The following is a 13,962-nucleotide window of genomic DNA, read 5'->3' as shown; positions in this document are numbered from 1 at the left end:
ATGCACCTATTCTATTCGCGCCGGCACCACCTTGTCCGCCGCGGCGCCGTCAGGGCTTGAGCACCGGGTCGACAGGCCCGGCGGCGCGGGTTCAACGCAAGTCAAGTTCGCAATTTGTCCACACAATCGTCGCCAGCTTGGGGCGCTCAAATACAAAAAGTGTGAATCTGATGGCGTTGAACATAAAAATGTGCGGCGATTGCGCCAATTCAACACACAAATGTCTGCGATACCGCGTTGATTGTAGTCAAGGTGAGGTCCTTCACATGTAAGATCGGTGGTAATCATCGTCATCTGGTCCGAATTGTTCCCTCAGCCGCACGCGCACCGCGTCGGCTCCCCGGAATCAGCGAAATCTCGGTGGTTATTACTCGCATTGGGAACTTTGAAAGGAAACTTCATGAAGCGCTTTACGGTTATGAAATTTGCGGCGATCGCCGCGACCGGTGCCCTGGCATTAACTGCCTGCGGCAGCAACGACTCCGGCAGCAACGACGCCGCCCAGAACGACGAGCCGGTCAAGATTGGCCTCGCCCAGTACGTTTCGCACCCATCGTTGGACGCGGTGGCGACCGGCTTCAAGAAGGGTATGGAAAGCGCGGGCTACACCGGGGATAAGATCTCCTACGATGAGAACAACGCCCAGGCCGACCAGGCCACCAACACCTCGATGATCGGCAAACTCGCCTCGGACACGGATATCGACCTGGTCCTTGCCATCGCCACCCCAACCGCTCAGGCGGCCGCCCAGGCAATCACCAGCATTCCGGTGGTCTTCTCCGCCGTCACCGATCCCGTTGATGCAAAGCTGGTCGCTTCCAACGAGGCACCGGGCGGCAACGTGACCGGCACCTCGGATAAGAACCCGGTGAAGGAGCAGCTGGAGCTGCTCAAGGAAATCTCCCCGGATGCCAAGGACGTCGGCATCGTGTACTCCTCGGGTGAGGCGAACTCCGCCGTGCAGGTCCAGTGGGCCAAGGACGCGGCGGCCGAGCTGGGCCTGACCATCAAGGAAGCGGCGATCTCCGCCTCGAGCGAGGTGCAGCAGGCCGCCAGCTCGTTGGACGTCGACGCCTTCTACGTGCCAACCGACAACGCAGTGGTCTCAGCGCTTGAAGGCCTGCTGCAAACCGCAGAGTCCAAAAAGGTGCCGGTCATCTCCGCCGACGGCGAGTCCGTCAAGCGCGGCGCCACCGCCACCTACGGCATCAACTACGAGAAGCTCGGTGAGCAGACCGCAGCGATGGCCGTGAAGATCCTCAAGGGCGAGGCCGAGCCTGCCACCATGCCGGTTGAGACCATCTCCGAGGTTGAGCTGTACCTGAATGAGACCGCCGCCAAGAAGATCGGCATCGAGTTCTCCGATGACATGAAGGCCAAGGCCGTGCAGACCTACTAGGGTTTGCCTGACACAACCTGCGGCACGAAGGCGGGGCGCGCACCATGCCGCCTCGCCTTTCTCGCGACCACCAACTTATTTTGACAACTCAAGGATCCGAACATGATCACCGCAGTTGAACTCGGGCTGATATACGCCATCATGGCGCTCGGGGTGTACCTGACCTTCCGTATTCTGGACTTTCCCGACCTGACCGTCGACGGCAGCTTCACCACCGGTGCCGCCGTGGCCGCGGTCAGCATCGTCAACGGGGTCAACCCCTGGTTGGCCACGCTCCTGGCCTTCCTCGCCGGCATGGCCGCCGGCACCATCACCGGCCTGCTGCACACCAAGGGAAAAATTGACGGGTTGCTGGCCGGCATCCTGACCATGATCGCGTTGTATTCGATCAACCTGCGCATCATGGGCAAAGCGAATACCCCGTTGCTGGGTGAAGAGACCCTCATCAGCCCCATGCGGGCCGCCGGCATCCTGGGCTCCTGGACGTCCATCGGAATATTCTTCCTGGTAGCCCTGGTGCTGGTGGCGGCCGTGGTCTGGTTCCTGCACACCGAGATGGGCATGGCCATGCGCGCCACCGGCGACAACCCGGAAATGATCCGCTCCTTCGGGGTGAGCACCGACAACCAAAAGATCTTGGGTCTGGCGCTGTCCAACGGCTTGGTCGCCGTGTCCGGTGCGGTGGTGGCCCAGTACCAGGGATTCGCCGATGTCGGCATGGGTATCGGCGTGATCCTGATCGGTTTGGCCTCGGTCATCGTCGGCCAGGCGATCTTCACGCAGCGCTACATTTGGCTAGCGGCCCTGGCCGTGGTGATCGGTGCGGTGCTGTACCGCATGGTCATCCAGCTGGCCCTGGTCGCCGGCCTGGAAGTGAATGACATGAAGCTCATCTCCGCCGTGCTGGTGGTTGTCGCGTTGCTGCTGCCCAAGTGGAAGGGCTTCCAGAAGATCGTGAAGTCCTTCAAACGCACCCCGGCTCCCGTCGTCGACTCCAAGGAAGAGGTTCGCTCAGATGCTTGAAATTAAGGACCTGTCCCGCACGTTCTTCCCCGGCACGGTGAACGAACGCAAGGCACTGCGCAACATCAACCTGACGCTGGATAGCGGCGAGTTCGTGACGGTCATCGGCTCCAACGGCGCTGGCAAATCCACCGTGTTGAACATGGTCGCGGGCAAGCTGCAACCGGATGTCGGCGCGGTCGTCATCGACGGGAAAAACGTCACGAAAATGCCGGATTTCCGACGCGCCAAGTACATCGGCCGGGTGTTCCAGGATCCGATGGCCGGCACCGCGCCGACCATGACGATCGAAGAGAACATGGCGTTGGCCTACGCCCGCGGACGATTCCGCGGTTTGGGCGCGGGAGTCAGCGCGAAACGCCGCGAGCTGTTCATCCACGAACTCAAGTCCCTTGAGCTGGGGCTGGAGAACCGTTTGAAAACCAAGGTTGGCCTGCTCTCCGGCGGTCAGCGGCAGGCGCTGAGCCTGCTGATGGCGACGTTCTCCGAGCCGAAGATCCTGCTGCTCGACGAGCACACCGCGGCCCTGGACCCTCAGCGCGCGGCGCTGGTCTCGCGGTTGACCAACCAGATCGTCGAGCGCTACCAGCTGACGACGCTGATGGTCACCCACAACATGGAGCAGGCACTGCAATTGGGTACGCGCCTGATCATGATGCACGACGGGCAGATCATCCTGGACCTGAACTCCGAGCAGAAGAGCCAGATGACGGTCAAGGACCTGCTCGGCGAGTTCGAAAAGATCAAGGGTGCCCAGCTTGATGACCGCACCATGCTGCAGTAAAACACCACACTGCAGCACTAACTGAGCAACATGATCACCCAGGCCTTGCCCCCAGATCCGTCGGGGCAAGGCCTGGGGTGGTTTAACACGTTGTTCAATCCAACATCGCCGTGCGGTGATGCCGCGGTGTCTGGCCTCGATCGTACTTGTACCCAGTTCGATGAAACTGCGCGATAGTGTCCTGCGACAACCAAGTCGTGAATCCGGCATCGGCAGTGCAGGCGTTTAATATGCGTGAAGATGCCGCTTTGCATCCAGAAAAGCTGAGCCGGACGATCTTGCGTGGACAGCATCCAAGCTCGTTCCCTGCAGTTCCCGGCGTACAGGCTGCCGAACCTAGAGAGGGATAACAACCGGTTCAACTAAGAGTGTCGTCAGGAATTTAAGTCATACAAAAAAGCGCTAAAAGCGTACACGCGCGACAAGCCAGACCGGTGGCGGATCAGTTCCAGGGAGGAACGGCTTCAAATGCAAATTTCGCAGACGCTTGCGTTCAGGGTCATGAATGAGGCGTAAGGTGACATCATCGAGAGTCGGCTCAGCCCTTACGAGCAAAAACGAGAAGGTGGTGACTTAGTGATGGGCAACGAGGTGGCAAGCCAAAACGCGAATCTTGTCTTGGACTTCAAAGACGGCAAATACTCAGTCATCGATGCTGCAACAGGGATACGGCATACGAAATGGATCACTCGCAGTGAGCTGAACCGCGCTATCGACAGATCGGCCACGGCAGTAAAAGTTGCGCAGGCCGTTGGCGAGGAACCTAATCCGATCCTCAAGATGGTTTCCGAGCAGCAACAGGTTTAGCATCCATCGGGCATTTCCTGATTGCACCGGCAGCGTGACCAGCTACCTTGTTGGTCAGGCTTATTTCGTGCGCCGGGTTAGGGTCTGGTGTTTTCCAGCGGCGGGACCTATATGCTGCAAATGTTTTGCTGCCGCTTCATGCCCTTGCGAGTGTCTCGCAGCTCGGTGAAGTGCAAATCCACGGGTTTTTGGGGCGCCCCCACACGTCACAGGGTTCGCGCGAGTGCAAAAAAGCCACAGGTCCTGGAAAAACCAGGACCTGCGGCTATTGGTGCCCCTGAAAGGAATCGAACCTTCGGCCTTCTGCTCCGGAGGCAGACGCTCTATCCACTGAGCTACAGAGGCGTGTTGCGAGGCAACGAAAAAATACTATCAGGTCGCCGGGGCAAATGCGCAATCCGCGTCAGGAGCCCGCGAGGCGCCCAATGCCTACATGATCACAGCCTGCAGCGTCATCAATGCCCGGCAGGCGCGCGAAAAACCGGTAGTCTTGATGCGTGACTCCTGAAGAACTCTCCGCAGCAATATCCGCATGCCTCACCCAGGCCGTAGCAGCCGGCGACATCGCCGTCGAGATCCCCGACGTTGTGCGAGTGGAGCGACCCAAGAGCCGTGAACACGGCGACTGGGCGACCAACATCGCACTCCAACTGGGCAAAAAGGCCGGCATGGCCCCGCGCGAATTCGCGCAGCTGCTGGCTGACCGCCTGCGAGAGGTCCCAGGAGTTGGCGCCGTGGACATCGCCGGCCCGGGCTTTTTGAACATCACCCTCGATGCCGCCGCCGCCGGTGAGCTGGCGCGCAGCATTGTCGAGGCGGGCAAGGCCTACGGCAGCAACAACTCCCTGGCCGGCCGCGTGGTCAACATGGAATTCGTCTCCGCGAACCCGACCGGCCCGCTGCATATCGGCCACACCCGCTGGGCAGCGCTGGGTGATGCGATCGCCCGCGTCTTGCGCGCTTCCGGTGCCGATGTCACCAGCGAGTACTACATCAACGACGCCGGCAACCAGATGAACGTGTTCGCCCGTTCGGTTTACAACCGCATGCACGGCCTGCCGGTGCCAGAGGGCGGCTACCCAGGCGAATACATCAAGGAGCTGGCCGATATCGTGGTGGCTCAGGCCCCCGAACTGGCGCAGCAGGACGAGGACACCGCCCTGCCGCAGATCCGCGAGCTCGCCTACAAGGCCCAGATGGCCGACATCAAAAAAACCCTGGCCGACTTCGGTGTCGGCTTCGATGTGTTTTTCTCCGAAACCTCGCTGCATGAGGGCGGCGCCGTGGCCGACGCGGTGGCGCGATTGCGCGAGCAGGGCCACATTTTCGACCAGGAAGGCGCGGTCTGGCTGCGCACCACCGACTTCGGCGATGACAAGGACCGGGTGCTTATCCGCGCCAACGGCGAGCCAACCTATTTCGCGGCCGACGCCGCGTACTACCTGTCCAAGAAGGATCGCGGTTTCACCGAGAAGATCTACCTGCTCGGCGCCGACCACCACGGGTACGTGAATCGCCTGAAGGCCATCGCCGCGTGCGCGGGGGATGGCAAAGAGCAAAACATCGAGGTGCTGATCGGCCAGCTGATCAGCGTCAACGGCGCGAAGCTCTCCAAGCGCGCGGGCAACATCATCGAGCTGCGCGATTTGATCGACTGGCTTGGCGCGGATGCGCTGCGCTACTCGCTGGGCCGATTCCCCGCCGATTCGCCGATCGCGCTGGATCCGGAACAGCTGAAAAAGAACACCAACGACAACCCGGTGTTCTATGTGCAGTACGCCCATGCCCGCTCTGCGGCTGCGGCGCGCAACGCGGCGGAGAAGAACGTGACCGGCGAAAACTTCGACGCGAGCCAGCTGACCGATCCCACCGAAAACGAGCTGCTGGCCGTGCTCGGGCAGTTCCCGTCGGTGGTTGCCGGCGCCGCGGAATTCCGCGAACCGCACCGCATCGCCCGCTACCTGGAGCAGGTCGCCGGCGCGTACCACTCGTGGTATGCCGCGACCCGCATCACCCCGATCGGCGAGGACACCGTGGTTCTTCCGGTGCACAACGCCCGCCTGTGGCTGAACAATGCAACCACCACCGTCCTGGCCAACGGCCTGGATCTGCTGGGCGTTTCCGCCCCGGAGAGGATGTAACCACCAATGACCGCTTCGCCGTTGGCTCCCGCCTGGCTGGACCACCCCGAGAATGTCAACACGCTGCGTCCCGTGCAATGGGCGGCCGGCGTCGCCCGCACCGCACACGGCGAGCTGGCGATGCAGGGGATCCCCGTCTCCGCGCTGGCCGAGCAATTCGGCACACCGCTGTTTGTGCTCGACGAGAACGACTTCCGCGCCCGGGCCGCCGGCTTCAAGACCGCGTTCGACGATGCGTTCCGGGGGCTGTGCGGCGGCGTGGACGTGTACTACGCGGGCAAGGCCTTTTTGTGCACCGAGGTCGCCCGCTGGGTGGGTGCCGAAGGCCTGCGCCTGGACACCTGTTCCGGCGGGGAGCTGGCCGTGGCCGCCGCCGCCGGGGTTCCGGGGGCGGACCTTTCGCTGCACGGCAACAACAAGTCGGTCGCGGAGATCACCCGAGCCATCCAAATGGGCGTGGGGCGCATCGTGGTTGACTCGCTGGACGAACTTGAACGGGTGATCCGCACCGCCGATTCGCTCGGACAGCGCGCCAACGTGATGCTGCGCATCACCCCGGGGGTGCACGCCTCCACCCATGAGGCCATCGCCACGGCACACGAGGACCAGAAATTCGGCCTGTCCATCCTGGCCGATCCTTCCGGAACCTCGCCGGCACTGGCCGCGGTGGACCGCGCCCTGGCGGCGGCGAACGTGAACCTGCTGGGCCTGCATGCGCACATCGGCTCGCAGATTTTCGAGGCCGAGGGTTTCGCCATGGTCGCCCGCACGATGCTCGGCATCTTGGCGCAGATCCGAGAGCTGCACGGCGTGGAACTGGGTGAATTGGATCTGGGCGGCGGTTACGGCATCGCCTATACGGAGCAGGATCACCCCTCCACCCCGGCCAAACTCGCCGCGCAGATGGCCGGCGTCGTGCAAGAGCAGTGTGCGCTGCTGGAGATTGCCTGCCCGCGCATCTCCATCGAGCCGGGCCGAGCCATCGCCGGCCCCTCGACCTTCACCCTCTACGAGGTCGGTGTGCGCAAGGACGTGCAGGTGGAAGACGAAGCCGGCGCCCTGCATCCGCGCCGTTACATTTCGGTGGACGGCGGCATGAGCGACAACCCCCGCCCCGTGCTCTACGACGCGCAGTACACCGCGGTGCTGGCCGGCCGTATGACGCAAAACGACGCAATTATTTCTCGCGTAGTTGGGAAACACTGCGAGTCAGGTGACATAGTCGTGAAGGACGTTTACCTGCCCGAGGATGTCACCGCCGGCGATCTGCTGGCCGTGCCGGCCACCGGAGCCTACTGCTGGGCGCTGTCGAGCAACTACAACTACCTCACCCGCCCCGCGGTGGTAGCCGTGCGCGACGGCCAAGCCCGGTTGATCGTGCGCAGGGAAACTGAAGCTGATTTGTTGGCCCGCGACATGGGAGTTTAATTGACCGCTGAAAAGAGCCTGAAGGTTGCCCTGCTGGGTTGCGGCACGGTCGGCGCCCAAGTGGCGCGGATCCTGCGAGAGGACGCCTCGGCGTTGGCCGATCGCAGCGGGAGCACGCTGGAACTGATCGGCATCGCCGTGCGCAATACCGCCGCCACCCGCGACGTCCAGCTGCCCGCAGAACTGTTCACCACCGATGCGAATGCGCTGATTGACCAGGCCGACGTGGTCATCGAACTGCTCGGCGGGTTGCAGCCGGCCGGGGACTACATCACCCGTGCGTTGGCCCGCGGAGCCAGTGTGGTGACCGGGAACAAGGCGTTGATCGCCGCCCAGGGAGCGCAGCTGAACGCACTGGCCGCCGCCAACGGCGCCCAGCTGCGCTACGAAGCCGCCGTGGCCGGAGCCATCCCGATCCTGCGCCCGATCGCCGACTCGCTGGCCGGAGACCACATCACCAAGGTCATGGGCATCGTGAACGGCACCACCAACTTCATCCTGGACGCCATGGATTCCACCGGCGCCGCGTTCGACGACGTGCTGGCCCAGGCCCAGGAACTGGGATACGCGGAGGCCGATCCCACCGCCGACGTGGGCGGGCACGATGCCGCCGCGAAGGCCGCCATCCTTGCCTCGTTGGCGTTCCACACCACGGTGTCCTCCGACCAGGTGTACACCGAGGGCATCACCGAGGTCTCCGCCACCGACGTGGCAGCCGCCGCGGACGCCGGCTACGTGATCAAGCTGCTGGCGATCGCCGAGCAGGAAGCGGCCGGGGTGTCGGTGCGGGTATACCCGTCGCTGATCAAACGCAGCCACCCGCTGGCCAGCGTGCGCGGCGCCTTCAATGCGGTGTTCGTCGAAGCGCACAACGCCGGGGACCTGATGTTCTACGGCGCCGGCGCGGGCGGAAACCCCACGGCCTCGGCCGTGATGGGAGACGTCGTCTCGGTGGCCCGCCAGCTGGCCGCCGGTGCACCGCTGCCCAACGGCTCGGCCGACCAGCCGGTGAGCCTGCTGGACTTCGCGGACATTACCACCAGCTACTGGATCGGACTGTCGGTGAAAGACCAGCCAGGCGTGCTGGCGAGCATCGCCACGGTGTTCGGGCAGCACGGCGTGTCGATCGAATCCATGAGCCAGCACAGCGACGCGGATTCCGAAGGTTCCGCGCTGCGCATCCTGACCCACCGGGGCACCGAATCGGCCCTGCGCACCACCGTCGACGCCGTCGCGGCGCTGGATGCGGTGCACTCTGTTACATCCGTTATGCGAGTTGAAGGAAACTAACGTGGCCCACCAGTGGCGCGGAGTCATCCGCGAATATGCCGACCGTCTGCCAGTAGACGAAAACACCAAGGTCATCACGCTCGGGGAAGGCGGCACCCCGCTGGTCTTCGCCCCGGCGCTCTCGGAGCTGACCGGCAATGAGGTCTACCTCAAGGTCGAAGGCATGAACCCGACCGGCTCCTTCAAGGATCGCGGCATGACCATGGCGATGACCGCCGCGGTCGCCGCCGGGGCCAAGGCCGTGGTGTGCGCGTCCACCGGCAACACCTCCGCCTCCGCCGCCGCCTACGCCACCCAGGCCGGGCTGAAGTGCGCCGTGCTGGTGCCGGACGGCAAGATCTCCATGGGCAAGCTCTCCCAGGCGATCGCCCACGGCGCGGACATCATCCAGATCGACGGCAACTTCGACAACTGCCTTGAGGTCGCCCGCAAACTGAGTGAAAACTACCCGGTGTTCCTGGTCAACTCGGTGAACCCGGCGCGTATCCAGGGCCAGAAGACCGGCGCGTTCGAGGTTGTCGACTTCCTGGGCGACGCCCCGGATTACCACGTGCTGCCGGTGGGCAACGCCGGGAACATCACCGCCTACTGGAAGGGCTACAACGAGTACGCCTCCGAGTTCACCAACCAGGCCGGCGACGTGCTCGCCCCGGTGTCCACGAAGACCCCGATCATGTGGGGTTTCCAGGCCGCCGGCGCCGCCCCGATCGTGCTGGGCCACCCGGTGACCGAACCGGATACCATCGCCACCGCCATCCGCATCGGCAATCCCGCCTCCTGGGCCCAGGCCGAAGAAGCGCGCGATGAGTCCGGCGGCCAGATCGATTCGGTGACCGATGAAGAAATCCTCGCCGCCCACCGCTGGCTCTCCTCCCGCGAGGGCGTGTTCGTGGAGCCAGGTTCGGCCGCAGGTGTGGCCGGGTTGATCAAGCACCACGCCGCGGGCAATGTGCCAACCGGCAAAAAGATCGTGATCACCGTGACCGGCCACGGCCTGAAGGATCCGGACTGGGCGCTGAAGCAGGCCGACGGCTCGGCCGTTGCCCCTACCAAGGTCGGTTTCGACGTGGTGGAAGTCGCCACCGCGCTGGGCCTGTCCTAGGCATTCTCAGCAGTTCCCCGGCCCGCCGCGCCCGCACCACTACCCGGTGCGGGTGCGGCGGGCCGTTGCCTGTTCACTCGCACCCGCGCCGCACCCCGGCCGCCGCGTTCATTGAACTCCTCGCGATAACTTTTCATCGTCCGTTCCTCACCGTCCGCGCACTACCTCAAGGAAGCCATGCAGCAGATCGCCCTGGGTCAGCACCTGATCGTCTCCCCGCCCGCCACCACCGCCAACCTGGGGCCGGGTTTCGACTCGCTGGGCCTGGCGCTCGAATTCCGCGACCAGCTGGAGATCCGAACCGCGGAGCAAACCGTGGTGAGCATCAGCGGTGACGGTGCCGACAGCCTGCCGCGCGACGAATCGCACCTGATCATCCGCGAGATGCACGCGTACTGGGCCGCACGGGGGTTCGCCCCGGCGGGGATCGAGCTGAGCGCGGTCAACAACATCCCGCACGCGCGCGGCATGGGATCCTCGGCGGCCGCCATCGTGGCAGCCTACGCGGCGGCCGACGCGTTGCTCCCGGAGGAGGCGCGCGGGGGACTGGACGCCGTATTCCAGGCCGCCGCCGCCTGGGAGGGCCATCCGGACAACGTGGCTCCGGCCGTTTACGGCGGGCTGAGCATCTCGGCCACCAACCCCGACGGTTCCTTCAGCTGCGCGCTGGTGCCGGTGCACGATCAGGTTCGCGCGGTGCTGGCGATCCCGTCCAACGGGCTTTCCACCGAAGTGGCCCGCGGGGTGCTGCCCTCGCAGATCGCCCACGCCGACGCGGCGGCCAACACCGCCTCCGGCGCGCTGCTGATTCACGCGCTGAGCAACGACCCGGCCTACCTGCTGGGCGGCACCATCGATTATCTGCATCAGTCCTACCGGGCCGACTCGATGCCTGAAAGCAGCGCCCTGATCGCGCAATTGCGGGAGCACTCGCTGGCCGCGGTGGTTTCCGGCGCGGGTCCGACGGTGCTCACGCTGGTGGCGGGCGACGAGCAGGCACGCCGCGCCGGGGAGCTCATCAGCGCCTTTTCGGCACAATCTTCGGTGTCCTGGCGTGCTGAATTTCCGCCGCTGGCCCTGAACGGTGTTACAGTAGAGATGCTGTAGCACTCAAGGCAGACCGGATCATGTGGGCGTCAGCCCCGTGATGAACCAAATGGCGAGTGCTGACGCGGACGCGATCGGCGAACCAAGCCTATTGCGATCGCCCGGCCGTTCCGGATTTTTCCTGCAGCTCGCAGCACCCTTGATATCCCACGTTCATGCACAGTCGTGCCGTCGAGATATCAGTTCTAAACCCACATTCCCGCCACCACCGGATAGACCCGACGGCGGGCGGGTTGCGGTGGAACAGCCTCTCATTCTGGGCTGCGCCACCTCCCATAACGGCACAGTGGACTGCCTTCAGGCAGCCCATCCTACGAGTCAGAAGGAACTTTCGTGACCGAAACCACGAGCCTGAACGAAGGCGTGGACACCAAGACTTCCGAGACCAAGAGCGCGGGCCTCGCCTCTTTGAAGATGACCCAGCTGCAGCAGCTGGCCTCGCAGCTCGGTATTACCGGGGGATCGCGGATGCGCAAGGCCGATCTGGTCTCCGCCATCAGCTCCCACCAGCGCGGCGGCTCGATCGCCGCCAAGGACGCCTCGGCCAAGGCCGCGGCGCCGAAGGCCGAAGAGTCACCTGCCCCAGCGGCCAAGGAAACTCCGGCGAAGACCACCCGTGCCCGTCGCGCGCCGAAGGCCGCCGAGGCACCGGCAGAGACGGCTCCGGCTGCTCCGGCCGCCGCGAAGCAGGCAGCTGCCGCAAAGGCCGAGACCCCGGCCCCGGCAGCCGACGCTCAGGCAGCAGAGCCGCAGGCACAGAAGCCGGTTCGCGCCCGTCGGACCTCGCGTCGGGTGACCGACTCGGGCAAGATCGCGGCCAAGAGCACCGCCACCTTGGAGAACGCCGCCCAGGATTCGGCTCCAGCGGAATCGAACACCGTGGAGTCCGGCAAGGGCGGCGCGGCCAAGCAGCGCAACGCCAAGCAGGGCGCGGCTCGGAACGCAGGCTCCAAGGCAGCGAAAAACCAGGCCGAAACCGCCCCGGTGCAGCCGGTGGAAACCGCGCAGCAAAACCCGGCAGAGGACAGCGATCCGGCACCGGCCAAGGAACGTGCGCCGCGTCAGCGCAGGAACACCCGCGCCGCGAAGGCCGAGCAGGGTACCGAGGCTCCCGTGCAGGAAAGTCCGGCACCGGTCGCCGAGGCCAAGGCCTCGGCTGCTGACCTCGATTCGGCACAGGGTGTTGCAACAGAGGCTGAGAAGTCCGGCGATCAGCGCGAAGAGCGTCGTGAGCGCGGCAACCGCCGCGAGCGCGGGAATCGCCGTGAGCGCACCGATCGTGCAGAGCGCACCGATCGCGCTCAGGATCGCAACGAATCCGCCGAGCAGGATGCGGCCGAGCCGTCCGAGGAGCGTCGCGAGCGCACCAACGAGCGCGCCGAGCGCAACAACAACCGCCGCGAACGCACCAATGACCGTGCGGAGCGCACCGAGCGTAACGACCGTGGTGATCGTGCAGAGCGTACCGAACGCAACCAGGATCGCAACGAGCGCGGCAACCGCCGCGAGCGCAACGACCGCAACGACCGAAACCAGGATCGCAACGATCGCAACAACCGCAACCGCCGCGGTCGCCGCGATGACGACGAGCCGCAGCTGAGCGAGGACGATGTCCTGTTGCCGATCGCCGGCATCCTGGACGTGCTGGAGAACTACGCGTTTGTCCGCACCGCCGGGTACCTGCCCGGCAGCAACGACGTGTACGTCACTCTGGGGCAGGTCAAGAAATACAACCTGCGCAAGGGCGACGCGATCGTCGGCGCCATCCGCGCTCCGCGCGAGGGTGAAACCCCGAACCCGCGCCAGAAGTTCAACGCGCTGGTGCAGCTGACTTCCGTGAACGGGCGCAAGCCGGAGGACAACCGCGAGCGTGTTGAATTCAACAAGCTTGTGCCGTTGTACCCCACCGAGCGCCTGCGCCTGGAAACCGACCCGAAGCTGGTCGGACCGCGTGTGATCGACCTGGTCGCCCCGATCGGCAAGGGCCAGCGCGGCCTGATCGTCTCGCCTCCCAAGGCCGGCAAGACCCTGATCCTGCAGTCAATCGCGAACGCGATCACCACCAACAACCCAGAGGTGCACCTGATGATGGTGCTGGTGGATGAGCGTCCCGAAGAAGTCACCGACATGCAGCGCACCGTCAAGGGCGAGGTTATCGCCTCGACCTTCGACCGTCCGGCCGATGACCACACCACCGTGGCGGAACTTGCCATCGAACGCGCCAAGCGTCTGGTGGAAATGGGCATGGACGTGGTGGTCCTGCTGGATTCGATGACCCGCCTGGGCCGTGCCTACAACCTGGCCGCCCCGGCCTCGGGCCGTATCCTCTCCGGCGGTGTGGACTCCGCGGCCCTCTACCCGCCCAAGCGTTTCTTCGGAGCCGCGCGCAACATCGAAAACGGCGGCTCGCTGACCATCCTGGCCACCGCGCTGGTGGAGACCGGTTCCAAGATGGACGAGGTCATCTTCGAGGAGTTCAAGGGCACCGGCAACATGGAGTTGCGCCTGAGCCGCCAGCTGGCGGAGAAGCGCATCTTCCCGGCTGTCGACGTCAACGCGTCCTCGACCCGTCGTGAAGAGCAGCTGATGAGCGCCGAAGAGGTGCGCATCATGTGGCGTCTGCGCCGGATGCTTTCCGGCATCGATCCGCAGCAGGCCCTGGAGGTGCTCACCGGCAAGATCCGCGAGACCCAGTCAAACGCGGAGTTCTTGATGCTGGTGAACAAAACCACACCGGACAAGCACTAGCGATCAAAAAACCCATGGCGTTCAGCCGGCCGGCACCCCTGCCGCCGGCTGGGCGCCATCGGTGCGTCAATCACCGCGACGCTTAAGACTTAGAATTTAACCCGGCCCAGTGTGGCCGCTGGCCAGAGCCGCG

General features: G+C 64.5%; 10 protein-coding genes and 1 tRNA gene. 10 read left to right on the top strand and 1 reads right to left on the bottom strand.

Annotation, left to right across the window (positions count from 1 at the left end; genetic code table 11):
* The first annotated feature begins 400 nt into the window (after positions 1–400).
* From ACIOWL_RS02250 to ACIOWL_RS02235, 4 genes are all read left to right on the top strand, one after another.
* Positions 401–1,399: an ABC transporter substrate-binding protein gene (locus ACIOWL_RS02250; protein ID WP_400381155.1), complete on the top strand. Its 999-nt coding sequence runs from the start codon at positions 401–403 to the stop codon at positions 1,397–1,399.
* A gap of 102 nt (positions 1,400–1,501) precedes the next feature.
* Positions 1,502–2,422, top strand: coding sequence for an ABC transporter permease (locus tag ACIOWL_RS02245; protein ID WP_400381152.1), 921 nt, complete (start codon positions 1,502–1,504; stop codon positions 2,420–2,422).
* On the top strand, positions 2,415–3,206 hold the full coding sequence (locus ACIOWL_RS02240; RefSeq protein ID WP_400381149.1) for an ABC transporter ATP-binding protein: 792 nt from the start codon (positions 2,415–2,417) through the stop codon (positions 3,204–3,206). Before ACIOWL_RS02245 ends, ACIOWL_RS02240 begins: the two co-directional genes overlap by 8 nt.
* A 579-nt stretch (positions 3,207–3,785) precedes the next feature.
* Positions 3,786–4,013 (top strand): hypothetical protein, encoded by a 228-nt coding sequence (locus ACIOWL_RS02235; protein ID WP_400381146.1) that lies wholly within the window; start codon positions 3,786–3,788, stop codon positions 4,011–4,013.
* A 269-nt stretch (positions 4,014–4,282) separates the two neighbouring features.
* Here the strand turns inward: ACIOWL_RS02235 and ACIOWL_RS02230 are convergent.
* A tRNA-Arg gene (locus ACIOWL_RS02230) sits at positions 4,283–4,358 on the bottom strand.
* Positions 4,359–4,510: 152 nt separating this feature from the next.
* On the opposite strand from ACIOWL_RS02230, the gene argS reads away from it, so the two are divergent.
* From argS to rho, 6 genes are all read left to right on the top strand, one after another.
* On the top strand, positions 4,511–6,154 hold the full coding sequence (gene argS, locus ACIOWL_RS02225) for an arginine--tRNA ligase (RefSeq protein ID WP_400381143.1): 1,644 nt from the start codon (positions 4,511–4,513) through the stop codon (positions 6,152–6,154).
* Positions 6,155–6,160: 6 nt separating this feature from the next.
* A complete protein-coding gene (gene lysA / locus ACIOWL_RS02220; RefSeq protein ID WP_400381140.1) occupies positions 6,161–7,582 on the top strand; it encodes a diaminopimelate decarboxylase in 1,422 nt (473 codons plus the stop codon).
* Positions 7,583–8,872 (top strand): homoserine dehydrogenase, encoded by a 1,290-nt coding sequence (locus tag ACIOWL_RS02215; protein ID WP_400381137.1) that lies wholly within the window; start codon positions 7,583–7,585, stop codon positions 8,870–8,872.
* A 1-nt stretch (position 8,873) separates the two neighbouring features.
* Entirely contained in the window at positions 8,874–9,974 is a 1,101-nt protein-coding gene (gene thrC / locus ACIOWL_RS02210) for a threonine synthase (RefSeq protein WP_400381134.1), read from the top strand.
* 177 nt (positions 9,975–10,151) lie between these two features.
* Entirely contained in the window at positions 10,152–11,081 is a 930-nt protein-coding gene (gene thrB / locus ACIOWL_RS02205; RefSeq protein WP_400381131.1) for a homoserine kinase, read from the top strand.
* Between the two features lie 333 nt (positions 11,082–11,414).
* Positions 11,415–13,829, top strand: a complete 2,415-nt coding sequence (gene rho, locus ACIOWL_RS02200) for a transcription termination factor Rho (protein ID WP_400381128.1) — start codon at positions 11,415–11,417, stop codon at positions 13,827–13,829.
* Positions 13,830–13,962 lie beyond the last annotated feature (133 nt).

This window comes from Glutamicibacter sp. NPDC087344 (genome assembly GCF_044744225.1).
Taxonomy (GTDB): Bacteria; Actinomycetota; Actinomycetes; order Actinomycetales; family Micrococcaceae; genus Glutamicibacter.
Note: the sequence above shows the minus strand (reverse complement) of the source record. Positions and strands in the feature narration are given on the sequence as shown.

Coding starts and splice junctions, on each gene's coding strand:
- ACIOWL_RS02250 (WP_400381155.1), top strand. CDS start 401: ATGAAGCGCTTTACGGTTATGAAATTTGCGGCGATCGCCGCGACCGGT.
- ACIOWL_RS02245 (WP_400381152.1), top strand. CDS start 1,502: ATGATCACCGCAGTTGAACTCGGGCTGATATACGCCATCATGGCGCTC.
- ACIOWL_RS02240 (WP_400381149.1), top strand. CDS start 2,415: ATGCTTGAAATTAAGGACCTGTCCCGCACGTTCTTCCCCGGCACGGTG.
- thrB (WP_400381131.1), top strand. CDS start 10,152: ATGCAGCAGATCGCCCTGGGTCAGCACCTGATCGTCTCCCCGCCCGCC.
- lysA (WP_400381140.1), top strand. CDS start 6,161: ATGACCGCTTCGCCGTTGGCTCCCGCCTGGCTGGACCACCCCGAGAAT.
- ACIOWL_RS02235 (WP_400381146.1), top strand. CDS start 3,786: ATGGGCAACGAGGTGGCAAGCCAAAACGCGAATCTTGTCTTGGACTTC.